Consider the following 24969-nt stretch of genomic DNA (forward strand, 5'->3'; position numbering starts at 1 on the left):
CATGTAAATTTATCGGTTTAGAGACCGCATGAATAAAGCCATTCCTTATTCTGAATATCCCTTCAAGTAACGCGAACTTTTTAGAACAACAGTTTGAAATGGGTATAGTAAGCCCGTCGTTTCAGACGAAACGGCGTAGGTGAATCCGAACTTAAGGACAGCGTTATGGATACGAAATTTATCGACTGGCACACGGCTGATATCATTGCGGCACTGCGCAAAAGAGGCACTTCGCTGGCTGCAGAGTCCCGCCGCCATGGACTGAGTTCTTCAACCCTCGCAAACGCCCTGACCCGCCCCTGGCCCAAAGGAGAGTTAATTATCGCAACGGCACTGGATACGCATCCGTGGGTCATTTGGCCTTCGCGCTACCACGATCCCGTAACCCATGAATTTATCGACAGATCGCGGATGATTCGCCAGAGAAAGGCAAAGAAAAAAACGCAGGAATAATGCGTTTTTTGACAGGAACAGCAACCCCCCGGTCATTTCTGGCAGGGGGCTGCCGGAACGATTACTCGCCCTTCACACGCTCGATATTCGCACCCAGCGCGCGCAGTTTATCTTCGATACGTTCGTAACCACGATCGATGTGATAAATACGATCCACAATCGTTGTCCCTTCCGCGATACAACCCGCCAGCACCAGGCTTGCAGATGCACGCAGATCGGTTGCCATCACCTGAGCGCCAGACAGTTTCTCAACGCCGTGGCAAATCACAGTATTACTTTCGATCTCTGCATGTGCACCCATACGGATCAGCTCCGGTACGTGCATGAAGCGGTTCTCGAAAATGGTTTCAGTGATGAAGCCGGTGCCTTCAGCGACCAGGTTCAGCAGGGTGAACTGCGCCTGCATGTCGGTCGGGAACGCCGGATGCGGCGCCGTACGTACATTGACCGCTTTAGGACGCTGACCGTGCATATCCAGGCTGATCCAGTCTTCACCGATTTCGATATCCGCACCCGCATCGCGCAGCTTCGCCAGCACTGCGTCCAGGGTGTCAGGCTGTGCATTACGGCAGACAATTTTACCGCCAGAGATCGCCGCAGCCACCAGGAAAGTACCGGTTTCGATACGGTCCGGCAGTACGCGATAAACACCGCCGCCCAGACGCTCAACGCCTTCGATGGTGATACGGTCGGTACCCTGACCGGAGATCTTCGCACCCAGCGCCACGAGGAAGTTGGCAGTATCCACAATTTCCGGCTCACGCGCGGCGTTTTCGATGATCGTGGTGCCTTCTGCCAGCGTCGCCGCAGACATAATGGTAACCGTTGCGCCCACGCTCACTTTGTCCATGACAATGTGCGCGCCTTTCAGACGACCGTTGACGGACGCTTTGACGTAACCTTCTTCCAGCTTGATCTCTGCGCCCAGTTTTTCCAGACCAAAGATATGCAGGTCAACCGGACGTGCACCGATGGCGCAACCGCCCGGCAGTGAAACCTGTCCCTGGCCAAAACGCGCCACCAGCGGGCCAAGCGCCCAGATGGAAGCACGCATGGTTTTCACCAGATCGTAAGGGGCAGAGAAGTTGTTTACGTTGCTGGCGTCGATCCAGACGGAACCATTACGCTCGACTTTAGTGCCCAACTGGGTGAGCAACTTCATGGTGGTGTCGATATCTTTCAGCTTGGGTACGTTCTGAATTTCTACCGGCTCTTCCGCGAGCAGCGCAGCAAAAAGGATTGGCAGCGCGGCGTTTTTCGCGCCAGAAATTGTGACTTCGCCCTGGAGACGCGTTGGCCCCTGTACACGAAATTTATCCATTGTGTGCTCTCTTATAAATTCAACCGTGCTGCGGGCCTGTCGCCCTCAGCTCAAAAACCGTTTAGTTTGCGATCGCGTGCCCACTCTTGCGGGGTGAACGCTTTAATCGACAGGGCGTGGATGCGGTTATCCGCAATATATTCCATCAGCGGCGCGTACACAGCCTGCTGCTTTTTCACACGGCTCATACCGTCGAACATCTCACCCACAGCAATAACCTGGAAGTGACTGCCATCGCCAGTGACGTGGGCTTCCTGAAGGGAGAGTGCATTCATCAGCACTGTCTGGATTTCATGATTTTCCATGGGTTCTTAATCATCTGATAGTGAAAACAAGCCCAACATCTTAGAGCAAAGTGGCGTCGTCTTAAACAAGCAAAAAGCCCCGACGATGAAACAGTCAGGGCTTTCAGAAGTAACGCACTGAAAATATTAACGAGGCAGCACGTCCTGAGGGAGATTGTAGAGCTGCGCAAGGGTGACCACATTATCGCTCGCGCCGTGAAGCATGACGCTAGCCCCCTGCTTTTTCCCCACGGCAATCAGATGGGCAAGCAGCGCAACACCTGCCGTATCTACCCGCGTGACGTCGCTTAAGTCGATAAGCGTCACGCCCTGCATGGCTTCAAGGCGTTTGTCCCACAACGGGTTCAGCAGATCCTGATCCAGCTCACCGGACAGCTTTAATGTCTCGCCTTCGCGCGACCAGCTGAGTTGCTGTGACATTACTTCTTCTCGTCCAGGCTAATTTTCTGACGAGAAATGGACTGCAGTTGTGCGGTCAGGCCATCAATGCCTTTGGTACGCAGCAGGTCGCTCCACTCGTTCTGTTTGGTGGTGATCATGCTTACCCCTTCAGCAATCATGTCATACGCCTGCCAGTTACCGGTCTGGCTGTTTTTACGCCACTGGAAATCCAGGCGAACCGGCGGGCGACCGTTAGGATCGTTGATCGTCACGCGGATAGGCACGATGGTCGCATCGCCCAGCGGCTGCTCAGGCGCAATCTGGTAGGTCTGGCCGTGGTACATCGCCAGCGCCTGACCGTAAGCCTGTTTCAGGTATTCACGGAACGCGGCGAAGTAGGCTTCACGCTGAGCAGGAGTCGCGTCTTTGTAATAGCGGCCCAGCACCAGCGCACCCGCGTATTTAATCTGCACGTACGGCAGCAGTTCCTGATCAACGACGTCACGCAGGTAATCAGGATTAGCACGAATTTTAGGCTGATCGTTCTTAAGACGGTCGAAGGTTTTCTTCGCGGCTTCGTCCATCAGTTTGTACGGGTTACTCTGATCCGCAGCATGCACCGCGGTGAGAGGGGCAATGACCAGCATGGCAACCATTAACAGTCGTTTAAACATGAATGACTTCTCCTGAAATTAATTCGTCGTGCCAGGTGTCGGTGCGACGTTGGTATGATCTTCGCTCTGCGCAGGGGCAGCGTCGGATTTTTTCTCATCCCCTTTACTGTTGTAAAGGAACTGACCAATCATATCCTCCAGCACCATCGCGGACTTCGTATCCTGGATGACGCTACCGTCTTTAAGGATAGTCGTTCCCAGCTCAGGGTCTTCAAAACCGACGTTAAGCGCCAGATATTGTTCGCCCAGCAGGCCCGAAGTCCGGATCGAAAGGGAACTGGTGTCCGGAATATGGTTGTAACGCTCTTCGATATCCATCGCGACGCGTGGCAGGTAGGTTTTCTCATCAAGCGTAATGTCAGATACGCGTCCGATCACCACGCCGCCAATACGGACCGGTGAACGGGCCTTCAGCCCGCCGATATTATCGAAGGTGGCATAGATGCGATACGTCGGCTCGGTACGCACAGACGTGATATCCGCCGCTCTCAGGCAGATAAACAGCGCGGCCAGCAGCGCCAGTAGCAGGAATATGCCGACCCAAATTTCATTTTTTTTCGTTTGCATGAATTCAATTCCCAAACATCAGTGCGGTGAGCACAAAATCCAGACCCAGTACGGCCAGCGACGAATGTACGACGGTACGTGTAGTTGCACGGCTAATGCCTGCCGACGTCGGGATGGCATCGTAACCATTGAACAAGGCAATCCAGGTGACCGTAATGGCAAATACCACGCTTTTAATCAGACAGTTAACCAGATCCATTCGCAGGTCAATGGCGTCCTGCATGGCGGACCAGAAGAAACCGGCATCAATGCCTTTCCAGTGGACGCCAACCAGCGAACCGCCCCAGATGCCCACGGCGACAAACAGAATAGTCAGTAACGGTAAAGAGATCACGCCAGCCCAGAAACGCGGTGAGATCACGCGACGCAGCGGATCGACCGCCATCATCTCCATGCTGGAGAGCTGCTCGGTTGCACGCATCAGGCCAATTTCAGCCGTTAATGCCGACCCCGCGCGCCCGGCGAACAACAGCGCCGCCACAACCGGCCCCAGTTCACGCAGCAGCGAGAGCGCCACCAGCATCCCAAGGCTGGTTTCCGCACTGTAGGTTGTCAGCACAAGGTAACCCTGCAGCCCAAGCACCATACCGATAAACAGGCCGGAAACAATGATGATGAGCATCGACAGCACGCCGACATTATAAAGCTGCCGCACCAGCAGAGGGGCGTGCTTACGGAATTCCGGCTTGCCGAACAGGGCGTTGAATAACATCAATCCGGCACGCCCGAACGTCCTGATGGTTTTTATGCCACGGTGTCCGAGAGCGGCCAACGCATTTAACAGCATGAGTGGCTTAACTCCCTATTCCCAGTAAATCGTCACGGTAGTCGCCCGCCGGGTAGCGGAACGGCACCGGGCCATCGGCAATACCGTCAAGGAACTGCCGCACGCGCGGATCGCAATTTTCCTGCAGCGCCTGGGCGCTACCGTGTGCGACGATCTTTTTGTCCGCCACGATATAGGCGTAATCGGCAATGCTCAATACTTCCGGTACATCGTGAGAAACCACAATGCAGGTTACGCCAAGCGCGCTGTTCAGTTCAGAGATGAGTTTCACCAGCACGCCCATCGTGATGGGATCCTGCCCAACGAACGGTTCGTCGAACATGATTAAATCGGGTTCTAATGCAATAGCTCGCGCCAGCGCGGCGCGGCGCGCCATACCGCCGGAGAGTTCCGAAGGCATCAGTTTCGCCGCCCCCCGCAAACCAACGGCCTCAAGCTTCATCATCACCGTGCTTTTCAGCAACGCAGGCGGCAGGCTGGTATGTTCGCGCAGCGGATAGGCCACGTTATCAAACACGTTCATATCGGTGAACAAGGCCCCCGACTGAAAGAGCATGCTCATACGTTTGCGAACAGTATACAGGCGCGAGCGTGACATCTCCGGGATGTTTTCGCCATCAAAGAGGATTTCACCGCTATCAGGTGGGATCTGCCCGCCAATAAGGCGCAGCAGGGTCGTTTTACCGATCCCGGACGGCCCCATGATGGCAGTGATCTTGCCGCGCGGTACGGTCAACGAAATATCATCAAATATCAATCTGTTGGAGCGAGAAAAGCTTACTCCACGGACATCGACTATATTCGCCAGCGTTTGGCTCATTTACGGTTCCTTTCTTGCCCTGCTTCATGCGAAGCGTGAAGCTTAAATCAGCCCTAAACCCCACATTTTTACAGAATATTGGCTGGAGAGGTTAGCGAAAGCTGGCATTTGTTTTACTTTTCCGGCGCATAAAGTCAAAATTAGGAATTCGTTACGCCTCAGACTGTATACAGTCCAGCCATTCCCGTGCGATGGACCGACGAGTATACCTGAAGAAAGGACTTTTGATGCTTTTAGCAACAGCACTGTTAATAATTGGTTTACTTTTGGTGGTCTACAGTGCTGACCGTTTAGTGTTTGCTGCATCTATCCTGTGTCGCCTGACTGGCGTACCGCCTGTTGTCATCGGGATGACCGTTGTCAGTGTGGGAACGTCACTCCCTGAAATCATCGTCTCTGTCTCGGCATCGCTGCACGGCCAGTTAGACCTGGCGGTAGGCACCGCGATTGGCTCCAATATCGTCAACATATTATTGATTTTAGGCCTGGCGGCACTGCTGCATCCATTTCGCGTGCATTCTGATGTTCTGCGCCGTGAATTGCCGCTAATGTTAATCGTAAGCCTGCTGGCAGGCTGCGTATTTTATGATGGCGAACTGAGCGTCAGCGACGGGATTTTCCTGCTGGCGCTGGCCGTCATTTGGTTGCTGTATAGTGTTAAAATCGCCCGTCTCGCTGAAAAGCAGGGTCAGGATAGCCTCACGCGTGAGCAGGTCGCCGAGCTTCCGCGAGAAGGCACGCTGCCTGTTGCCCTGCTCTGGCTTGGCGTTGCGCTGATCATCATGCCGATGGCAACGCGCATGGTCGTGGATAACGCGACGGTGCTGGCGAACTCTTTCGCGATGAGTGAACTGACCATTGGCCTGACGGTTATTGCCATCGGCACCAGCCTGCCGGAGCTGGCCACGGCCATTGCGGGGGCACGGAAAGGTGAGGATGACATTGCCATTGGTAATATCATCGGCTCCAATATTTTTAATATCGCCATTGTGATGGGCCTGCCGGCCCTGATTACGCCAGGACCCTTTAACCCCCTGGCGTTCTCACGTGATTACGGCGTGATGCTGCTGGTCAGCGTGATATTTGCCCTGCTCTGCTGGCGGCGGCAACGACAGATTGGCAAAGGCGCAGGCGCGCTGTTGACGGGTGGATTTATCGTATGGATGGCGATGCTGTACTGGCTCTCGCCTCTTCTCTCTGGGTAAACGGAAACGCATTATGTCGCAAATAGAATTGCAGCCGGGTTTTGACTTTCAGAAAGCAGGCAAAGACGTTCTGGAGATTGAACGTGAAGGTCTGGCGCAGTTAGATCAGTACATTAATCAGGATTTTAGTCAGGCATGTGAGAAGATATTCTACTGCGCCGGCAAAGTCGTGGTGATGGGGATGGGTAAGTCCGGCCACATTGGACGCAAAATGGCGGCGACGTTTGCCAGCACCGGAACCTCTTCCTTCTTTGTTCATCCAGGGGAAGCCGCGCACGGGGACCTGGGTATGGTCACGCCGCAGGATATCGTCATCGCGCTGTCCAACTCCGGTGAGTCGAATGAAATCCTGGCGCTGATCCCGGTACTGAAACGTTTGCAGGTGCCGCTTATTTGCATGACCAGCCGTCCGGAAAGTAGCATGGCGCGCGCGGCCGATATTCACCTGTGCGTTAAAGTCCCCAAAGAAGCCTGCCCGCTGGGCCTGGCACCGACCTCCAGCACCACCGCTGCGCTGGTCATGGGCGATGCGCTCGCCGTCGCGCTGCTGGAAGCCCGCGGTTTTACGCCGGAAGATTTCGCGCTTTCCCACCCGGGTGGCGCGCTGGGGCGCAAGCTGCTGCTTCGGGTTAACGATATTATGCACACCGGGGATGAAATCCCTCACGTCAGTAAAGCGGCCTCCCTGCGCGATGCGCTGCTGGAAATCACCCGTAAGAATCTGGGTATGACGGTCGTGTGCGACGATCTGATGAAAATTCAGGGGATCTTCACCGATGGCGACCTGCGACGCGTGTTCGACATGGGCGTCGATGTCCGCACGCTGGGCATTGCCGATGTGATGACGCCCGGCGGTATTCGCGTGCGTCCAGGCACGCTGGCAGTGGATGTGCTGAACCTGATGCAGTCCCGTCATATCACCTCCGTTATGGTTGCCGATGGCGACCAGTTGCTGGGTGTGGTACATATGCATGATCTGCTGCGCGCAGGCGTAGTGTAATGAAGGATAAGACAATGAGTAATGCGGGTGCATCCCTTGCAACCTGTTATGGTCCGGTCAGCACCCAGATGATGGCAAAGGCGGAGAATATTCGCCTGCTGATTCTGGATGTGGATGGGGTCCTCTCCGATGGCCTGATTTATATGGGCAATAACGGTGAAGAGCTAAAAGCGTTTAACGTTCGCGACGGCTACGGTATCCGCTGTGCGCTGACCTCGGGTATCGAGGTTGCTATCATCACCGGGCGGAAAGCTAAACTGGTAGAAGACCGCTGTGAAACCTTAGGCATTACCCATTTGTATCAGGGTCAATCCGATAAGATGGAGGCGTTCAATGATTTAGTGGGTAAACTGGCCATCGCGCCGGAAAATGTGGCCTACGTCGGGGACGATCTGATTGACTGGCCAGTGATGGCTGAAGTCGGGCTGAGTATCGCCGTTGCCGATGCGCATCCGCTGCTGATCCCCCGCGCGGACTACGTTACCCACATCAACGGTGGCCGCGGTGCCGTCCGTGAAGTCTGCGATCTGCTCCTGCTGGCGCAGGGCAAGCTTGATGAGGCCAAAGGGCAATCGATATGAGTAAAACCAGACGTTGGATTATCATTTTGCTTTCGCTTGTCGCACTGGTATTGATTGGCGTGAACCTTGCCGATCGCGACGATACGCAAACGGAAGCGATCAACACTAACGATCCAACTTATAAAAGCGATCACAGCGACACCGTGGTCTATAGCCCGGAAGGCGCGCTGAACTATCGCCTGATTGCCCAGCATGTTGAATATTTTTCAGATGACGGTATTTCGTGGTTTACCCAGCCTGTCATGACCACGTTTGATAAAGACAAAGTGCCGACGTGGTCAATCAAGTCAGATCGGGCAAAACTGACAAATGACCGTATGCTTTATCTGTATGGTCACGTTGAAGTCAACGCCCTGACCGCTGATTCACAACTGCGAAAAATTACGACGGATAATGCCCAGATCAACCTGGTAACCCAGGACGTGACGTCGCAGGATCTGGTCACCCTGTATGGCACAACATTTAATTCCAGCGGTTTAAGAATGCGCGGGAACTTACGCAGCAAAAACGCCGAGCTGATTGAAAAGGTTAGAACCTCCTATGAAATTCAAAACAAACAAACTCAGCCTTAAAGTAATTATCGCCAGCGCGATGCTGGCAACCAGTCTCCCCGCGCTTGCTGTAACGGGCGATACCGACCAGCCGATTCATATCGAGTCCGACACCCAGTCTCTCGATATGCAGGGCAACGTCGTCACCTTTACAGGTAACGTCGTCATGACCCAGGGCACCATTAAAATTAACGCCGACAAAGTGGTCGTCACCCGTCCGGGTGGCGAGCAGGGCAAAGAGATTATCGATGGCTATGGTAATCCGGCGACCTTCTACCAGATGCAGGACAACGGCAAGCCGGTGAAGGGCCACGCCACGCATATGCACTATGAGCTGGCGAAAGACCTGGTCATCCTGACCGGGAATGCGTATCTGGAACAGCTGGACAGCAACATTACCGGCGACCAGATCACCTATCTGGTTAAAGAGCAAAAAATGCAGGCCTCCAGCGAGAAAGGCAAACGCGTGACCACCGTACTGGTTCCGTCGCAGCTGCAGGACAAAGGCAAAGGCCAGGCCCCGGCACAGAAGAAGAGTAACTAATTCGTTATGGCAACATTAACTGCAAAAAACCTCGCGAAGGCCTATAAGGGCCGCCGTGTCGTAGAAGATGTCAGTCTGACAGTCAACTCCGGCGAAATTGTGGGCCTGCTTGGCCCTAACGGTGCGGGTAAAACCACAACCTTCTACATGGTCGTTGGCATTGTGCCGCGCGATGCCGGCAACATTATCATTGACGATGAAGACATCAGCCTTCTGCCGCTGCACGCGCGCGCGCGCCGCGGGATCGGCTATCTGCCGCAGGAAGCTTCCATTTTCCGTCGTCTTAGCGTTTACGATAACCTGATGGCGGTCCTGCAGATTCGTAACGATCTGACCAGCGAACAGCGTCAGGATCGTGCCAACGAGCTGATGGAAGAGTTCCATATTGAGCATCTGCGTGACAGCCTCGGTCAGGCGCTCTCAGGGGGTGAACGTCGCCGCGTTGAGATCGCGCGTGCGCTGGCCGCAAACCCGAAATTTATCCTTCTGGATGAACCGTTTGCGGGCGTTGACCCCATCTCCGTTATCGACATTAAACGTATCATTGAGCACCTGCGTGACAGCGGGCTTGGCGTATTGATCACCGACCACAACGTGCGCGAAACGCTGGCCGTGTGTGAACGCGCGTATATTGTGAGCCAGGGCAATCTGATCGCCCACGGTACGCCGCAACAGATCCTCGAAGACGATCATGTTAAGCGCGTCTATCTTGGGGAAGACTTCAGACTCTGATAGGGTAGAGGTAATGTAACGCCGAACCGGAGAAAAATGCTCTGAACATGAAGCAAGGTTTGCAATTAAGGCTCAGCCAACAACTGGCGATGACGCCGCAGCTACAGCAGGCAATTCGCCTGTTGCAACTGTCCACGTTAGAACTTCAGCAGGAGCTCCAGCAGGCGCTGGACAGTAATCCCCTGCTGGAACAAACCGATCTTCATGACGAGGTAGAAACCCAGCAGTCGCAGGATACAGAAACGCTCGACACCGCGGATGCACTCGAACAAAAAGAGATGCCGGACGAGCTTCCGCTGGATGCCAGCTGGGACGAAATCTACACCGCCGGAACCCCTTCCGGTACGCGTGCAGACTACCAGGACGATGAGCTACCGGTCTATCAGGGCGAAACCACCCAGTCGCTTCAGGACTACCTGATGTGGCAGGTCGAGCTGACCCCCTTTTCCGACACCGATCGTGCAATTGCCACATCCATTGTCGATGCCGTTGATGACACGGGCTATTTAACCGTCACGCTGGACGATATCCTCGAAAGCATGGGCGACGAAGAGATTGAGCTTGAGGAAGTAGAAGCCGTACTCAAGCGTATCCAGCGTTTCGACCCGGTAGGCGTTGCCGCAAAAGATCTGCGCGACTGCCTGCTGATCCAGCTTTCTCAGTTCAGCAAAGAGACGCCATGGCTTGATGAGGCGCGCGTCATCATCAGCGATCATCTGGATCTGTTGGCTAACCACGATTTCCGCAGCCTGATGCGGGTCACGCGCCTGAAAGAAGACGTGCTGAAAGAAGCGGTGAATCTGATCCAGTCGCTCGATCCGCGTCCCGGTCAGTCGATCCAGACCAGCGAACCGGAGTACGTGATCCCGGATGTGCTGGTCAGAAAACACAATGACCGCTGGGTCGTTGAACTGAACTCTGATAGCATCCCTCGCCTGCAAATCAATCAGCAGTATGCCTCCATGTGCACCAGCGTGCGTAACGACTCCGACAATCAATATATTCGTAGCAATTTGCAGGAAGCGCGATGGTTGATCAAAAGTCTGGAGAGCCGAAATGATACGCTGCTACGCGTCAGCCGCTGCATTGTCGAACAGCAGCAGGCTTTCTTTGAGCAGGGCGAAGAGTATATGAAACCGATGGTGCTGGCAGATATCGCTCAGGCCGTCGAGATGCATGAATCAACCATTTCCCGTGTAACCACGCAGAAGTATCTGCACAGTCCGCGCGGTATTTTTGAGCTTAAGTATTTCTTCTCCAGCCACGTGAATACCGAGGGCGGCGGCGAAGCGTCGTCAACGGCGATTCGTGCCCTGGTGAAGAAGTTGATCGCCGCGGAAAACCCCGCGAAGCCACTGAGTGACAGTAAGTTAACCACCATGCTGTCCGATCAGGGTATTATGGTGGCACGTCGTACTGTTGCGAAGTATCGAGAGTCTTTATCCATTCCGCCGTCCAACCAGCGTAAACAGCTGGTCTGACACAACCGATAAGGAAGACACTATGCAGCTCAACATCACTGGACAAAACGTCGAAATTACTGAGGCTTTACGCGACTTTGTGAACACGAAGTTTGCCAAACTCGAGCAGTATTTCGAAAGGATCAACCAGGTCTATATTGTGTTGAAAGTGGAGAAAGTGACTCATATCTCGGATGCCACCCTGCATGTTAACGGGGGTGAACTCCATGCCAGTGCGGAAGGGCAAGACATGTACGCGGCTATCGACGGCTTGATTGATAAGCTTGCGCGACAGCTCAATAAACATAAAGATAAACTGAAACAACACTAATTGTCCGGGCAGTTAACGGGTGCAGGACGGCCTGTTGTGAAACACAACAGGCCATTTGTACAGTTAGCGCTTAGGTGAAATTATGATGAACAACGATTCCGCTCTTCAACTGAGCAATGTCCTTAACCAGGAATGTACCCGCAGTGCTGTTCACTGCCAGAGCAAAAAACGTGCGCTGGAGATCATCAGTGAACTGGCCGCAAAACAGCTGGGCCTGCCGCCGCAGGTGGTGTTCGAAGCGATCCTGACCCGTGAAAAAATGGGCAGTACCGGTATCGGCAACGGCATCGCGATCCCGCACGGCAAACTGGAAGAGGATACCCTGCGCGCCGTCGGTGTGTTTGTGCAGCTTGAAACACCTATCGCCTTCGATGCCATTGATAACCAGCCCGTCGATCTCCTCTTCGCGCTGCTGGTTCCTGCCGACCAGACGAAAACCCATCTGCATACGCTGTCGCTGGTCGCAAAACGCCTGGCCGATAAAACCATTTGCCGCCGGCTGCGCTCGGCCCAAAGTGATGAAGAACTCTATCAAATTATCACTGAAGCAGAAGGCAATCAGGATGATGCATAACCAGGAGATGGCCTTCACATCTGTTGTCCTGAGGAGAAACGGAACATGGTGCTGATGATTGTCAGTGGCCGTTCAGGGTCGGGGAAATCCGTTGCTCTGCGCGCGCTGGAAGACATGGGTTTTTACTGCGTAGATAACCTGCCGGTTGTATTGTTGCCCGACCTGGCTCAGACGCTTGCGGAAAGACAAACCTCTGCCGCCGTCAGTATCGACGTTCGTAACATGCCTGAATCGCCAGAAATTTTTGAGCAGGCGATGAGCAATCTGCCTGAGGCGTTTTCGCCTCAGCTGCTGTTCCTCGATGCAGACCGCAATACCCTGATCCGCCGCTACAGCGATACCCGCCGTTTGCACCCGCTTTCCAGTAAGAACCTCTCTCTGGAGAGCGCGATCGATGAAGAGAGCGATCTGCTGGAGCCGCTGCGCTCTCGTGCCGACCTGATTGTTGACACTTCTGAGATGTCCGTGCACGAGCTGGCGGAAATGCTGCGTACCCGGCTGTTGGGCAAGCGCGAGCGCGAACTGACAATGGTGTTCGAGTCCTTTGGCTTCAAGCACGGTATTCCAATTGATGCGGATTATGTTTTCGACGTTCGCTTCCTGCCGAACCCGCACTGGGATCCGAAACTGCGTCCAATGACAGGTCTGGATAAACCCGTCGCAGCCTTCCTCGACAGGCACACAGAAGTTCACAATTTTATCTACCAGACGCGAAGCTACCTTGAGCTATGGTTACCTATGCTGGAGACAAACAATCGTAGCTACCTGACGGTGGCGATTGGCTGTACCGGCGGTAAGCATCGTTCGGTTTACATCGCCGAACAGCTGGCCGACTATTTCCGCTCGCGCGGGAAGAACGTCCAGTCCCGTCATCGCACGCTGGAAAAACGTAAAACATGACCGTAAAACAAACCGTTGAGATCACCAATAAGCTGGGCATGCATGCACGCCCGGCGATGAAACTGTTTGAACTGATGCAGGGTTTCGATGCGGAAGTTCTGCTGCGGAATGACGAAGGTACCGAAGCGGAAGCAAACAGCGTGATCGCGCTGCTGATGCTGGACTCCGCTAAAGGGCGCCAGATTGAAGTAGAAGCCACCGGCCCTCAGGAAGAGGAAGCACTGGCGGCGGTCATTGCCCTGTTTAACGCAGGGTTCGACGAAGATTAAGCTCGGCTATCCAGGCGGGTGGCGCTGCGCTTACCCGCCCTACATTAATTTATTACGCTCCATAAACCCTTCCCCTCCCAACTGACTCATCTGGCGCATAATCCACGCCTGTCGGCTTCGCACGTACCCTGATGGGGCACTGGCTTTAAAGCGGATAGGATTAGGTAAGACAGCAGCCAGGAGTGCCGCTTCTGACATACTCAGACGGCTGGCCGGTTTATTGAAATAACGCTGTGCGGCAGCTTCCACACCGAATATGCCGTCACCGAACTCGGCGACGTTGAGATACACAGTCAGGATGCGCTTTTTGCTCCAGACCGATTCCATCCCCAGGGTCAGTCCCGCTTCCAGCCCTTTTCGTACCCAGCTTCGCCCATCCCACAGAAACAGGTTTTTGGCCGTCTGTTGCGACAGCGTTGACGCGCCTCGCACGCGGTTTTCGTGGCGTTCGTTATGGGCAAGCGCCTTCTCAATGGCCGCAACGTCGAACCCCCAGTGCTCCGGGAATTTCTGATCCTCCGCCGCGATGACCGCCAGCCCCATAAACGGTGAGATTGCGTCCATGCTTACCCAGTCCGAGTGGGCCACATAGCTGAAATCGCCGGTGAGCCACGCGCCGAGCTGACGCTCAACCATAACGGCAGAGAACGGAACCGGCATAATGCTGAATAATGCCAGCCCGCCTCCCCAGAATACCGCCAGCACAAGAACGATGCGCAAGAGAATACGTTTCACCCATGCGCCTGCGCCAAATTGACGTCTCATTCAGTGAGCACCAGAACGCGGGCCACCAGCTTTTCAATACCGGAGGCGGCCTCAGCGATATTATTTGCCAGCATATACGCCGGCGTGGTGACAATCTTGTTATCTTCATCAACCACAATGTCATCAACCGGGCACGGAACGTGTTCGCCCCCCATTTCCTCCACGATCTCTGCGGTATCAATATCGGTGCCTATCGTCAGCCGCAGCGGGAAATCAAAAATTTTAGGCAGCATGGCTGGCGCGATACAGATAAAGCCCAGCGGTTTACCCGCCGCGTGCATGGCCTGCGACAACGTTTTTAGATGAGGATCGACCTGACACTCCGCGCCCTGTGCGGCAAAGGTGCTGAGATTTTTGGCCGCGCCAAATCCGCCCGGGACAATTAGCGCATCAAGCTCTGCGGCATCTGCCTGAATAAGAGGATGGATGTCCCCGCGCGCGATACGCGCGGCTTCAATCAGCACGTTACGGGTTTCCGCCATTGGCTCACCGGTCAGATGGTTAATCACATCAGCCTGATTTTTGTCTGGCGCAAAGCAAATCACCTCTGCTCCCTGTTTTGCCAAAGCCAGCAGCGTAATGACGGCTTCGTGTATCTCAGAACCATCGTAAACACCGCATCCGCTCAGCACGACACCAATCTTTTTCATCATGACTATCCTTTTCTGCAACTGGCTGAAGCACATTAATAATTTTGATTAAAACGCTATGCTTCACACATTTCACTGATTCATGTAACAAACCATTTAAGATTTGCTATCTTATCTGCGTGCGGCCTAAATTTTTCAGGCGGCGCCGATTCGAAAATAACTTTAAAAAACAGGCGCAGCCACGATTTCCCTGGTGTTGGCGCAGTATTCGCGCACCCCGGTTAAGCCGGGGTCATTTTTTTCTGGCGTCGACCCAGGCTTTAAGCACCGCAACATCGTTTTGCCACTCTTGTTTCATCTCTTCCACCCAATCACCCACGTTATCTTCCCATGCAGGTAAATCAGGCGACTGAATCTGTTGACCCAGCTGCTGCAGGTGGCGTAAGCCGACCGAGCCGGCTGCACCTTTGATTTTATGTCCTTCTTCGACGATGCCCTTCTGGTCGCGGGCGGTCAGGTTTGATTCCAGCACGCTCAGATAGCCAGGCATCATTTTTTCAAACACCGCCAGACCGTCGGTAATCAGTTTTGGACCAACCAGATCGATGTACTGCTCAAGCATCCCCGTATCGAGTATCGTTTGGGCTTTCGCGCTATCAACAGACGTCATGGTGCTCTCCTCTTCATCATGGGTATCCCAGAACTTCTTAATCATGGCGGTCAGAGCAGGCACCGCCAGCGGCTTGCTGAGTACATCGTCCATACCGGCATCGAGATACTCTTTTTTATCTTTCAGTACGTTCGCGGTCAGCGCAACCAGCGGCGGCAGTTCATCGGCCGCATACTGACGCGTCAGCTCACGGGAGATATCCAGCCCGGTCATATCCGGTAATTGAATATCCAGCAGAACGAGGTCGTATTCGTCCGGTTTAAACATCTCCAGAGCGGCTTTACCCGTCATCGCGACATCAACACTGTTGCCCAGTTTTTCCAGCACGGAGCGCGCCACAATCACGTTAAGCTCAATATCTTCCACCAGCAGGACGTGCAGCGCAGGCAGCGGCATGTCGTCGTTATCAAAGGTGTCTTCAACCTCTTCAGCCACCGCCGGCGCATGGACCGTCAGCGTGAAGGTTGATCCTTTGCCCGGCTGGCTTACAACGGTGATATCGCCACCCATGCTCTTCGCCAGCCGCTTAGACACCGCCAGGCCAATGCCCGTCCCCGTGGCGGGTTTCCCGCCGTTGCTGTCCTTCACCTGGTAGTACATCGCGAAAATTTTGTCCTGCTCCTCCTGCGGAATACCCATCCCGGAGTCTTCCACCTCGAAGTGCAGCATATCGCCTTCGTCAAAGCGGATACGCACCGTCACCTGTCCCTTCTGGGTAAATTTCACCGCGTTGCTGATCAGGTTCCAGAGGATCTGGCGCAGCCGCGTACCGTCAGTCACCACTTTATGCGGCAGCGGCAGGGTGGGATCCATCACAAAGCTCAGACCCTTCTGCTGCGCCTGCAGGCCGGAGAGGTTTTCCAGATCGGCAAGGAAGCTGGTGAAATCGACCGGCTGGTTATCAAGCTGAACTTTACGACGCTCCATCTTATCCATATCAATAATATCGTTGAAGATATTCCCCAGCGTGACCGCCGAGACATGGATAGTTTTGAGGTATTTTTCCTGCTCCGCGGTCAGGTCAGTATCCAGCAGAATACGGCTCAACCCGACAATGCCGTTCAGCGGCGTACGCAGTTCGTGGCTGATGGTCGAGATGAAGGTGGTCTTATCGCGGCTGGCGCGCTCCAGGGCATCCTGATAGCGCTTACGCTCGGTGATATCCCGCCCAAAGCCCATCAGGCCGTGGCGTTTCCCCACGCGATCATAGTAGGGCACCTTTCGGATCTCGAAGCAGGCTTTGCGTCCGTCCGGGTAATCCAGCCACTGTTCATAGGTCAGCGAGACGTTATGGCGGAACACTTTCTCGTCCGTCTCCATGACCTTGGCGGCCGCCTCTTCGGAGTAAACGTCCTGCGGCTTGAGGTGAATCAGCTGCTTCTCACTTTTCCCGGTGAGCAGCTCCATCGCCCGGTTACAGCCGGAAAACTCTTTATCTTCATTGCGGTAGAACACCAGATCCGGTGAAGCATCGAGGAACGAACGCAGGAAAGAAGATTGCTGCTCAAGCTGGATCTGCGTGACCTCGCGCTCTTTCATTTCGATTTTCAGCTGCTCCAGCGTGGCCTGGCGCTCGGCCTCCGCCTTCTCGCGATCTGAAATCTCCTGATTGAGCTGCGCAATGTTGTCCTTAAGCTGGACGTTGAGCTTCAGGTCGCGCTCGCGCATCTCCTCAAGCTTATCGACCAGTTTTGACAGACGCTGACGGGACTCTTCCAGCTGTTCAACCACCACAGACAGGAAATAGACCGCCCAGGGAGTAATGAGCAAGCCAAAGAAGATAGAGCGGATGACGTCGATGCTCTCGACCTGACCATGCAGCACCATGGTGACGGCCATTTGCACGACAATGGCCAGAACGACCAGCGCCAGAGCAAGTAGCATGGAGAAACGCACCAGCCCAAGCTTCATCATCAGGTCGACGTAATACTGGGCAAGCATTCGAATTTGCTTCATAGAGGATCCCTTCACGACTTTATCGCTCAATAATACTCAAATTCGCGGCGGGACGTTGAAGGTTCTGAGAAAAAGTGCAGGATGAAACAGGAGATTAGCCTCGCTCCCGGCGAACCGGAAGCGAGGAGAGGTCAATCAGGAGCGCTTCAGCAGCAGCCAGAGGCTGATCAGGAGGAAACTGGCGCTTGGCAACAGCGCACCAATAATCGGCGGAATGCCATACACCAGCGTCAGTGGACCGAAGATCTGATCGAGCACGTAGAAGACAAAGCCGAAGCTGATACCGGTCACAACGCGTACCCCCATCGGCACACTGCGCAACGGGCCGAAGATAAACGACAGCGCCATCAGCATCATCACCGCCACGGACATCGGCTGGAAGATTTTGCTCCACATGTTGAGCTGATAACGCCCGGCATCCTGCCCGCTCGACTTCAGGTATTTCACATAGTTGTGTAAGCCACTGATGGAGAGCGCGTCAGGATCCAGCGCCACGACGCCGAGCTTATCGGGCGTGAGGTTGGTCTTCCACGTACCGGTCACCTTCTGAGAACCGGTGATTTGCTTCGGATCTGTCAGGTCAGACTCATCAACCTGTGACAAACGCCACTGCTTATGTTCAGGGTCAAACTTTGCCGAAGAGGCGTGTCTAACGGACTGTAAGCGGCGCTGATCGTTGAAGGCGTAGATACTGACGCCGCCTAACTCATCGTTGCCTTTTACACGTTCGATGTAGACGAAGCTTTTGCCATCTTTCGCCCATAACCCTTGCTGAGTGGAAAGCAGAGAACCGCCGTACATCGCCTGAGCGCGGTAGTTACGGGCCGTCTGTTCGCCCTGCGGCGCGACCCACTCGCCAATCGCCATGGTCAGCAGCACCAGCGGGATTGCGGTTTTCATGACCGACAGCGCGACCTGCATTCGGGTAAAGCCTGATGCCTGCATAACGACCAGCTCGCTGCGCTGCGCCAGCATACCCAGCCCCAGCAGCGCCCCCAGCAGGGCCGCCATCGGGAAGAAGATCTGCACGTCTTTCGGCACGCTGAGTAGGGTATACATCCCCGCGCCCAGCGCGTCGTAGCTCCCCTGTCCGGCTTTTTTCAGCTGATCGACAAATTTGATAATGCCGGAGAGCGACACCAGCATGAACAACGTCATCATGATGGTGGTAAAAATGGTTTTACCGATATAGCGATCGAGAACGCCAAACGCCTGCATTAGATGGCTCCTTTACGCGAGAATCGGGCACGTATGCGGCGCACAGGCACCGTATCCCACAGGTTTAATCCCAGCGCCAGCAGGATGTACAGGCTGTTGACGAACCATGTCCAGACCATAGGATCCAGCTTGCCCTTTGCGCCGTTGGAGCGAATCGAGGTTTGCAGCAGGAAGTAGATCAGGTAAAGCAGCATCGCCGGCAGCATAGAGAGCACGCGTCCCTGACGCGGGTTCACCACGCTCAGCGGAACAACAATCAGCGCCATCATAAACACGGTAAAGACGAGAGTAATACGCCAGTGGAACTCAGCGCGCGCTCTGTCGGTATCGGTATTCCACAGGGTACGCATGTCCATTTGCTCGGTATCCGTTGGATCGAGCGCCACAGCCTGATGGCCGATAATGGCCTGGTAGTTCTGGAAATCCGTAATACGGAAGTCACGCAGCATCGCGGTGCCTTCGAAACGGGTGCCCTTATTCAGCGTCACGATCTGCGAACCGTCTTTACGCTGCGCCAGTTGACCAGAGTCAGCAATGACCACTGACGGACGGGCGTTACCTTTAGTCCGCAGCTGCGCCAGGAATACGTCGTTAAATTTACTGCCGTCAACGCTCTCAATAAACAGCACGGAGTTTCCGTCGGTCGCCTGCTGGAACTGCCCCTGGGCTAACGCCGCCATGCCGGGGTTTGCTTTCGCTTCAGCTAGCACTTCGTCCTGATGACGGGAAGACATGGGGCCTGCCCACATCACATTCACCGCCGCAACAATACCCGTGAACAGCGCCAGTATCATGGCGGCTTTCACCAGTACGGCTTTGCTCAGGCCACAGGCATGCATCACCGTGATTTCACTCTCGGTGTAGAGCTTCCCAAGCGTCATGAGCAGGCCAAGGAAAAGACTAAGCGGCAGGATAAGCTGCGCCATTTCCGGGATCCCTAAACCAAGCAGGGAAAGCACCAGATTCGTTGGAATTTCGCCGTCAACGGCCGCACCGAGGATCTTAACCAGCTTCTGACAGAAAAAAATCAGCAGCAGGATGAAGAGGATCGCCAGTTGGCTTTTGAGCGTCTCCCGCACCAGATATCTTATGATTATCACTTTAAATACGCCCGTAAAAACCCGTCTCTTTGCTGGAAAATCGCTTGTTTCATGGCTTAAACGTCATTTATTCTCTTGAGTCGTCGAAATCATCGCTAAGATTAAAACATCCGGCGGATTCACGCTTCAGGACTTTTTCTGACGTGTCGAAACCGTAGTAACGTAAGATTAACACGAAGTCACCACAACAGCGGACATGAGTTACGAAAGGTTTCAATTCTATCCGTAGCTGCCGCCGTTGTCTTTAAGATTCAGGAGCGTAGTGCATGGAGTTCAGTGTAAAAAGCGGTAGCCCGGAGAAACAGCGGAGTGCCTGCATCGTTGTGGGCGTCTTTGAACCACGCCGACTCTCCCCGATCGCCGAGCAACTCGATAAAATCAGTGACGGCTATATTAGCGCCCTGCTGCGCCGTGGCGAACTGGAAGGCAAACCTGGGCAGACGCTGTTACTGCACCATGTTCCGAACGTACTGTCAGAACGTATTTTGCTGATTGGCTGCGGCAAAGAACGCGAGCTGGATGAACGTCAGTATAAGCAGGTGATTCAGAAAACGATTAATACGCTGAATGACACCGGTTCAATGGAAGCCGTCTGCTTCCTGACAGAGCTGCACGTTAAGGGGCGTAACACCTACTGGAAAGTGCGCCAGGCGGTCGAAACGGCAAAAGAGAGCCTGTACAGCTTCGATCAGCTGAAGACCAATAAAAGCGAACCGCGTCGTCCGCTGCGTAAAATGGTCTTTAACGTGCCAACCCGTCGCGAACTGACCAGCGGCGAGCGCGCCATCCAGCACGGTCTGGCCATTGCTGCCGGCATTAAAGCCGCCAAAGATCTCGGCAACATGCCGCCTAACATCTGTAACGCCGCGTACCTGGCCTCGCAGGCGCGTCAGCTGGCCGACGCCTACAGCAAAAATGTCATTACCCGCGTTATTGGCGAACAGCAGATGAAAGAGCTGGGGATGCACTCTTATCTGGCAGTCGGTAATGGCTCTCAGAACGAATCCCTGATGTCCGTCATTGAGTACAAAGGCAATCCGTCCGAAGACGCGCGCCCTATCGTGCTCGTCGGTAAAGGCCTGACCTTCGACTCCGGCGGTATCTCCATCAAGCCTGCCGAAGGCATGGATGAGATGAAGTACGACATGTGCGGCGCGGCGGCGGTTTATGGCGTGATGCGCATGGTGGCGGAGCTTCAGCTGCCGATTAACGTGATTGGCGTGCTGGCCGGCTGCGAAAACATGCCTGGCGGTCGCGCTTATCGTCCGGGTGACGTCCTGACCACCATGTCCGGGCAGACGGTTGAAGTGCTGAACACCGACGCCGAAGGCCGTCTGGTACTCTGTGACGTGCTGACCTACGTGGAACGCTTCGAGCCGGAAGCGGTGATTGACGTCGCCACGCTCACCGGCGCCTGCGTGATTGCACTGGGCCACCACATCACCGGCCTGATGTCGAACCACAATCCGCTGGCGCACGAGCTTATCGGTGCCTCGGAGCAGGCCGGCGACCGCGCATGGCGTCTGCCGCTGGGTGACGAGTATCAGGATCAGCTGGAGTCTAACTTTGCGGATATGGCGAACATCGGCGGACGTCCTGGCGGTGCGATCACCGCGGGCTGCTTCCTTGCGCGCTTCACCCGCAAGTACAACTGGGCGCACCTTGATATCGCGGGCACCGCATGGCGCTCCGGTAAGGCCAAAGGCGCAACCGGTCGTCCGGTCGCGCTGCTGTCGCAGTTCCTGCTGAACCGCGCGGGTTTTAACGGCGACGAATGATATAAAATGCCGGGTGGCGGCTTCGCCTTACCCGGCCTACATCGTCATTCAACCGTAGGCCGGGTAAGCGAAGCGCCACCCGGCTTTGCATTTGAATCCAAACTAAGAAGCCCCATATATGAAGAATGCAACGTTCTACCTTCTGGACAACGACACCCATCAGGATGGCCTCAGCGCCGTTGAACAGCTGGTGTGTGACATTGCCGCAGAACGTTGGCGCGCAGGTAAACGCGTTCTGATTGCCTGTGAAGATGAACAGCAGGCGATTCGTCTTGACGAAGCGCTGTGGGCGCGCCCACCGGAAAGTTTTGTGCCGCATAACCTGTCAGGCGAAGGTCCACGCGGCGGCGCACCGGTTGAAATCGCCTGGCCGCAAAAGCGCAACAGCAGCGCGCGCGATATTCTGATTAGCCTGCGGATAGATTTTGCAGATTTTGCCACCGCTTTCACAGAAGTGGTAGACTTTGTCCCTTACGAAGAATCTTTGAAACAACTGGCGCGCGAACGCTATAAAGCGTACCGCCTGGCTGGTTTTAACCTGAATACGGCAACCTGGAAATAATGGAAAAGACATATAACCCACGCGATATCGAACAGCCGCTTTACGAGCACTGGGAACAGCAGGGCTATTTCAAGCCTAACGGCGACGAAAGCAAAGAGTCCTTCTGCATCATGATCCCGCCGCCGAACGTCACCGGCAGTTTGCATATGGGTCATGCTTTCCAGCAGACCATCATGGACACCATGATACGCTACCAGCGCATGCAGGGTAAAAACACCCTGTGGCAGGCGGGAACTGACCACGCGGGTATCGCGACCCAGATGGTAGTTGAGCGTAAAATTGCCGCTGAAGAAGGAAAAACCCGCCACGACTACGGTCGCGACGCGTTCATCGACAAAATCTGGCAGTGGAAGGCAGAATCCGGCGGCACCATTACCCGTCAGATGCGCCGCCTCGGCAACTCCGTTGACTGGGAGCGCGAGCGCTTCACAATGGATGAAGGCCTGTCCAACGCCGTGAAAGAAGTCTTCGTCCGCCTCTACAAAGAAGACCTGATTTACCGCGGCAAGCGCCTGGTAAACTGGGATCCGAAACTGCGCACCGCAATTTCTGACCTGGAAGTGGAAAACCGCGAGTCTAAAGGCTCCATGTGGCACATCCGCTATCCGCTGGCCGACGGCGCAAAAACCGCCGACGGTAAAGATTACCTGGTGGTCGCGACCACCCGTCCGGAAACCCTGCTGGGCGATACCGGCGTTGCCGTTAACCCGGAAGATCCGCGTTATAAAGATCTGATCGGCAAATTCGTGGTGCTGCCGCTGGTGAACCGCCGTATTCCGATTGTGGGCGACGAACACGCCGACATGGAAAAAGGCACCGGCTGCGTAAAAATCACCCCGGCGCACGACTTTAACGACTACGAAGTCGGTCGTCGTCACGCCCTGCCAATGATCAACATTCTGACCTTCGACGGTGATATCCGCGAAAGCGCAGAAGTGTATGACACCAAAGGCGAAGAGTCTGACGTTTACTCCAGCGACATCCCGGCTGAGTTCCAGAAGCTGGAACGTTTTGCCGCGCGTAAAGCGATTGTGGCTGCCGTCGACGCACTCGGCCTGCTGGAAGAGATAAAACCTCACGATCTGACCGTGCCGTACGGCGACCGTGGCGGCGTGGTTATCGAGCCAATGCTGACCGACCAGTGGTACGTACGTGCCGACGTGCTGGCGAAACCGGCCGTTGAAGCGGTTGAGAATGGCAGCATCCAGTTCGTGCCGAAGCAGTACGAAAACATGTACTTCTCCTGGATGCGCGATATTCAGGACTGGTGTATCTCCCGTCAGCTGTGGTGGGGCCACCGTATCCCGGCATGGTATGACAACGAAGGCAACGTTTACGTTGGCCGTACTGAAGACGAAGTGCGTCAGGAAAACAACCTGGGCGCGGATGTTGCCCTGCGTCAGGATGAAGACGTGCTGGATACCTGGTTCTCCTCCGCGCTGTGGACCTTCTCCACCCTCGGCTGGCCAGAAAACACCGACGCGCTGCGTCAGTTCCACCCAACCAGCGTAATGGTGTCCGGCTTCGACATTATCTTCTTCTGGATTGCCCGCATGATCATGATGACCATGCACTTCATCAAAGACGAAGACGGCAAGCCGCAGGTTCCGTTCCATACCGTCTACATGACCGGCCTTATTCGCGACGACGAAGGCCAGAAGATGTCCAAGTCCAAGGGCAACGTGATTGACCCGCTGGATATGGTTGACGGTATTTCTCTGGAAGACCTGCTGGAAAAACGCACCGGCAACATGATGCAGCCGCAGCTGGCTGAGAAAATCCGCAAGCGCACCGAGAAGCAGTTCCCGAACGGGATCGAGTCTCACGGTACCGACGCCCTGCGTTTCACCCTGGCGGCGCTGGCCTCTACCGGCCGCGACATCAACTGGGACATGAAGCGTCTGGAAGGTTACCGCAACTTCTGTAACAAGCTGTGGAACGCCAGCCGCTTCGTGCTGATGAACACGGAAGATCAGGACTGCGGCTTCAACGGCGGCGAGATGACTCTCTCACTGGCGGACCGCTGGATCCTGGCGGAATTCAACCAGACGGTAAAAGCGTTCCGCGACGCGCTGGACAGCTACCGCTTCGATATCGCAGCGGGCATCCTGTACGAATTCACCTGGAACCAGTTCTGCGACTGGTATCTGGAGCTGGCGAAGCCGGTGATGAACGGCGGTTCTGAAGCAGAGCTGCGCGGCACGCGCAACACGCTGATTACCGTTCTGGAAGGTCTGCTGCGCCTGGCGCATCCGGTCATTCCATTCATCACCGAAACCATCTGGCAGCGCGTGAAGGTGATTGCGGGCATTAACGCAGACACCATCATGCTGCAGCCGTTCCCGGAATTCGATGCTGCTAAGGTTGATGAAGCCGCATCAGCGGATACCGAGTGGCTGAAACAGGCGATCGTTGCGGTACGTAACATCCGTGCTGAAATGAACATCGCCCCGGGCAAACCACTGGAGCTGCTGCTGCGCGGCTGCAGCGAAGCAGCTGTTCGTCGCGTCACCGAGAACAACACCTTCCTGAAAACCATGGCGCGTCTGGAAAGCATCACCGTGCTGCCTGCTGATGACAAAGGTCCGGTATCCGTGACCAAAATCATCGACGGCGCCGAGCTGCTAATCCCGATGGCGGGTCTCATCGACAAAGATGCCGAGCTGGCTCGTCTGGCGAAAGAAGTGGCGAAAGTCGACGTGGAAATCGGCAAAATCGAAAGCAAGCTGGCGAACGAAGGCTTTGTCGCCCGTGCGCCGGAAGCGGTCATCGCGAAAGAGCGTGAGCGTCTGGTTGCCTTCGCCGATGCGAAGACCAAGCTGATTGAGCAGCAGGCGGTAATTGCAGCCCTGTAATGCTATTACCCCTTACGCTT

Annotated in this window: 27 protein-coding genes; 15 read left to right on the plus strand and 12 right to left on the minus strand. The window is 55.0% G+C overall.

The window, feature by feature from the left end:
* Nucleotides 1-165: 165 nt before the first annotated feature.
* A complete protein-coding gene (sfsB, locus tag M2433_RS17745) occupies nucleotides 166-453 on the plus strand; it encodes a DNA-binding transcriptional regulator SfsB (RefSeq protein WP_429055795.1) in 288 nt (95 codons plus the stop codon).
* A gap of 61 nt (nucleotides 454-514) precedes the next feature.
* Here sfsB and murA read toward each other — a convergent pair whose 3' ends face one another.
* From murA to mlaF, 7 genes are all read right to left on the minus strand, one after another.
* A complete protein-coding gene (murA, locus tag M2433_RS17750) occupies nucleotides 515-1774 on the minus strand; it encodes a UDP-N-acetylglucosamine 1-carboxyvinyltransferase (RefSeq protein WP_025756701.1) in 1260 nt (419 codons plus the stop codon).
* Between the two features lie 50 nt (nucleotides 1775-1824).
* A complete protein-coding gene (ibaG, locus tag M2433_RS17755; protein ID WP_008501458.1) occupies nucleotides 1825-2079 on the minus strand; it encodes a BolA family iron metabolism protein IbaG in 255 nt (84 codons plus the stop codon).
* 126 nt (nucleotides 2080-2205) lie between these two features.
* Nucleotides 2206-2499 carry a lipid asymmetry maintenance protein MlaB gene (gene mlaB / locus M2433_RS17760; protein ID WP_429055794.1) on the minus strand — a complete coding sequence of 98 codons (294 nt, stop codon included), beginning with the start codon at nucleotides 2497-2499 and terminating at the stop codon, nucleotides 2206-2208.
* Nucleotides 2499-3134, minus strand: a complete 636-nt coding sequence (mlaC, locus tag M2433_RS17765) for a phospholipid-binding protein MlaC (protein WP_429055792.1) — start codon at nucleotides 3132-3134, stop codon at nucleotides 2499-2501. Before mlaC ends, mlaB begins: the two co-directional genes overlap by 1 nt.
* Nucleotides 3135-3152: 18 nt before the next feature.
* Nucleotides 3153-3701: an outer membrane lipid asymmetry maintenance protein MlaD gene (gene mlaD / locus M2433_RS17770; RefSeq protein WP_047347699.1), complete on the minus strand. Its 549-nt coding sequence runs from the start codon at nucleotides 3699-3701 to the stop codon at nucleotides 3153-3155.
* Nucleotides 3702-3705: 4 nt separating this feature from the next.
* The gene (gene mlaE / locus M2433_RS17775; protein ID WP_047347698.1) at nucleotides 3706-4488 is read right to left on the minus strand and encodes a lipid asymmetry maintenance ABC transporter permease subunit MlaE; all 783 of its coding nucleotides are present in this window, start codon (nucleotides 4486-4488) and stop codon (nucleotides 3706-3708) included.
* Nucleotides 4489-4495: 7 nt separating this feature from the next.
* On the minus strand, nucleotides 4496-5308 hold the full coding sequence (gene mlaF / locus M2433_RS17780) for a phospholipid ABC transporter ATP-binding protein MlaF (protein WP_047347697.1): 813 nt from the start codon (nucleotides 5306-5308) through the stop codon (nucleotides 4496-4498).
* A gap of 227 nt (nucleotides 5309-5535) precedes the next feature.
* Here mlaF and M2433_RS17785 point away from each other — a divergent pair, with 227 nt between their 5' ends.
* The 11 genes from M2433_RS17785 (at nucleotide 5536) to npr (ending at nucleotide 13455) form a co-directional block, all read left to right on the plus strand.
* Nucleotides 5536-6513 (plus strand): calcium/sodium antiporter, encoded by a 978-nt coding sequence (locus tag M2433_RS17785; RefSeq protein ID WP_429055789.1) that lies wholly within the window; start codon nucleotides 5536-5538, stop codon nucleotides 6511-6513.
* Nucleotides 6514-6526: 13 nt separating this feature from the next.
* Complete coding sequence (gene kdsD / locus M2433_RS17790; RefSeq protein ID WP_059312167.1) at nucleotides 6527-7513, plus strand: arabinose-5-phosphate isomerase KdsD; 987 nt, start codon at nucleotides 6527-6529, stop codon at nucleotides 7511-7513.
* A gap of 14 nt (nucleotides 7514-7527) precedes the next feature.
* On the plus strand, nucleotides 7528-8094 hold the full coding sequence (gene kdsC / locus M2433_RS17795) for a 3-deoxy-manno-octulosonate-8-phosphatase KdsC (protein ID WP_429055787.1): 567 nt from the start codon (nucleotides 7528-7530) through the stop codon (nucleotides 8092-8094).
* Complete coding sequence (gene lptC / locus M2433_RS17800) at nucleotides 8091-8666, plus strand: LPS export ABC transporter periplasmic protein LptC (RefSeq protein WP_047347694.1); 576 nt, start codon at nucleotides 8091-8093, stop codon at nucleotides 8664-8666. Before kdsC ends, lptC begins: the two co-directional genes overlap by 4 nt.
* Entirely contained in the window at nucleotides 8635-9189 is a 555-nt protein-coding gene (lptA, locus tag M2433_RS17805; protein WP_024906352.1) for a lipopolysaccharide ABC transporter substrate-binding protein LptA, read from the plus strand. Before lptC ends, lptA begins: the two co-directional genes overlap by 32 nt.
* A 6-nt stretch (nucleotides 9190-9195) precedes the next feature.
* Nucleotides 9196-9921, plus strand: a complete 726-nt coding sequence (gene lptB / locus M2433_RS17810) for an LPS export ABC transporter ATP-binding protein (RefSeq protein WP_023309359.1) — start codon at nucleotides 9196-9198, stop codon at nucleotides 9919-9921.
* A gap of 47 nt (nucleotides 9922-9968) precedes the next feature.
* Nucleotides 9969-11402, plus strand: a complete 1434-nt coding sequence (rpoN, locus tag M2433_RS17815; protein WP_429055785.1) for an RNA polymerase factor sigma-54 — start codon at nucleotides 9969-9971, stop codon at nucleotides 11400-11402.
* A 22-nt stretch (nucleotides 11403-11424) separates the two neighbouring features.
* On the plus strand, nucleotides 11425-11712 hold the full coding sequence (gene hpf, locus M2433_RS17820; protein ID WP_013098943.1) for a ribosome hibernation promoting factor: 288 nt from the start codon (nucleotides 11425-11427) through the stop codon (nucleotides 11710-11712).
* 82 nt (nucleotides 11713-11794) lie between these two features.
* On the plus strand, nucleotides 11795-12286 hold the full coding sequence (ptsN, locus tag M2433_RS17825) for a PTS IIA-like nitrogen regulatory protein PtsN (RefSeq protein ID WP_008501443.1): 492 nt from the start codon (nucleotides 11795-11797) through the stop codon (nucleotides 12284-12286).
* A 45-nt stretch (nucleotides 12287-12331) separates the two neighbouring features.
* Complete coding sequence (gene rapZ, locus M2433_RS17830) at nucleotides 12332-13186, plus strand: RNase adapter RapZ (protein ID WP_429055784.1); 855 nt, start codon at nucleotides 12332-12334, stop codon at nucleotides 13184-13186.
* Entirely contained in the window at nucleotides 13183-13455 is a 273-nt protein-coding gene (gene npr / locus M2433_RS17835) for a PTS phosphocarrier protein NPr (RefSeq protein ID WP_003861872.1), read from the plus strand. Before rapZ ends, npr begins: the two co-directional genes overlap by 4 nt.
* A 39-nt stretch (nucleotides 13456-13494) precedes the next feature.
* On the opposite strand, the gene mtgA is transcribed toward npr, so the two are convergent.
* The 5 genes from mtgA to lptF form a co-directional block, all read right to left on the minus strand.
* Nucleotides 13495-14220: a monofunctional biosynthetic peptidoglycan transglycosylase gene (gene mtgA / locus M2433_RS17840; RefSeq protein WP_429055782.1), complete on the minus strand. Its 726-nt coding sequence runs from the start codon at nucleotides 14218-14220 to the stop codon at nucleotides 13495-13497.
* The gene (elbB, locus tag M2433_RS17845; protein ID WP_429056029.1) at nucleotides 14217-14870 is read right to left on the minus strand and encodes an isoprenoid biosynthesis glyoxalase ElbB; all 654 of its coding nucleotides are present in this window, start codon (nucleotides 14868-14870) and stop codon (nucleotides 14217-14219) included. Before elbB ends, mtgA begins: the two co-directional genes overlap by 4 nt.
* A gap of 232 nt (nucleotides 14871-15102) precedes the next feature.
* The gene (gene arcB, locus M2433_RS17850) at nucleotides 15103-17436 is read right to left on the minus strand and encodes an aerobic respiration two-component sensor histidine kinase ArcB (RefSeq protein WP_429055781.1); all 2334 of its coding nucleotides are present in this window, start codon (nucleotides 17434-17436) and stop codon (nucleotides 15103-15105) included.
* Nucleotides 17437-17571: 135 nt separating this feature from the next.
* Nucleotides 17572-18654 (minus strand): LPS export ABC transporter permease LptG, encoded by a 1083-nt coding sequence (lptG, locus tag M2433_RS17855; RefSeq protein WP_429055779.1) that lies wholly within the window; start codon nucleotides 18652-18654, stop codon nucleotides 17572-17574.
* The gene (lptF, locus tag M2433_RS17860) at nucleotides 18654-19754 is read right to left on the minus strand and encodes an LPS export ABC transporter permease LptF (RefSeq protein WP_047347688.1); all 1101 of its coding nucleotides are present in this window, start codon (nucleotides 19752-19754) and stop codon (nucleotides 18654-18656) included. Before lptF ends, lptG begins: the two co-directional genes overlap by 1 nt.
* 266 nt (nucleotides 19755-20020) lie before the next feature.
* Here lptF and pepA point away from each other — a divergent pair, with 266 nt between their 5' ends.
* The 3 genes from pepA (at nucleotide 20021) to M2433_RS17875 (ending at nucleotide 24949) form a co-directional block, all read left to right on the plus strand.
* A complete protein-coding gene (pepA, locus tag M2433_RS17865; RefSeq protein WP_023309366.1) occupies nucleotides 20021-21532 on the plus strand; it encodes a leucyl aminopeptidase in 1512 nt (503 codons plus the stop codon).
* A 118-nt stretch (nucleotides 21533-21650) separates the two neighbouring features.
* Nucleotides 21651-22094, plus strand: a complete 444-nt coding sequence (gene holC, locus M2433_RS17870) for a DNA polymerase III subunit chi (protein ID WP_083020544.1) — start codon at nucleotides 21651-21653, stop codon at nucleotides 22092-22094.
* Nucleotides 22094-24949, plus strand: coding sequence for a valine--tRNA ligase (locus M2433_RS17875; RefSeq protein ID WP_429055777.1), 2856 nt, complete (start codon nucleotides 22094-22096; stop codon nucleotides 24947-24949). Before holC ends, M2433_RS17875 begins: the two co-directional genes overlap by 1 nt.
* Nucleotides 24950-24969 lie beyond the last annotated feature (20 nt).

Origin of the sequence: Enterobacter sp. AC1 (assembly GCF_050434705.1) — a bacterium.
In the GTDB taxonomy this organism is placed as follows: Bacteria; Pseudomonadota; Gammaproteobacteria; order Enterobacterales; family Enterobacteriaceae; genus Enterobacter; species Enterobacter cloacae_L.